Source organism: Cryobacterium sp. MLB-32 (assembly GCF_000738085.1).
In the GTDB taxonomy this organism is placed as follows: domain Bacteria; phylum Actinomycetota; class Actinomycetes; order Actinomycetales; family Microbacteriaceae; genus Cryobacterium.
In genome coordinates this window covers 1-605 of sequence record NZ_JPRS01000791.1, presented here as the reverse complement: position 1 = coordinate 605, position 605 = coordinate 1, and the positions used below count along the sequence as shown (strand labels likewise).

The window sequence follows — 605 nt, the reverse complement described above, 5'->3', positions numbered from 1 at the left end:
GTTATATAAGTCTTTATCAAATTCACGAAGGACAGCCAACGTTGTTGCATTAGACGTGCCCCGGATTCTATTGATCGAAGCAACACCGACTTTCAGGTGGTCAGTGATGTTTTATCAATCTTCGTCAGCAGCAGGGGTACGGTTTCTCGCCTCCATTCACGAGGGGCGCGGTCTCAAACGGTCTGCCCAGGATGTCGGCGTGCACAAAGAAGTCGGGTACCGCTGGTTGCGGGAAAAATACCTTGGTCTTCGCCGCGAAGGGAAGACCGTTGCCGAGTCGACGGCGGAATTGGGATTCACGACGGTGCGTCTGTTGGCTTGGGAGGCGGATGTTGATCGCACTGATGACCGGCATCATTTGAGGGTCGACGTGGACGAGGAGGCCAAATTCTGGGCGTCCTTTGCCATTGGTCAGAGTGTCCGGGATGGCGCACGAAAGGCCGGGGTCGCGCTGTCATTCTTCGAAGTCGTCTGCACAACAGCCCTTGAGTTTTCGGGGTTGTGCACGCGAGTGTGAACGCTGGCGTTTTCGTACTCCTCTGCACTAACATCATTTTCGTTCGTACTCCTCTGCACAAGAAGGAGGTAGCGGGGTGGACGCTGAA

General features: G+C 54.9%; 1 pseudogene. It reads left to right on the top strand.

Annotation, left to right across the window (positions count from 1 at the left end):
• Nucleotides 1-517: pseudogene (locus JF66_RS24905) on the top strand (hypothetical protein); the annotation flags it as partial.
• Nucleotides 518-605 lie beyond the last annotated feature (88 nt).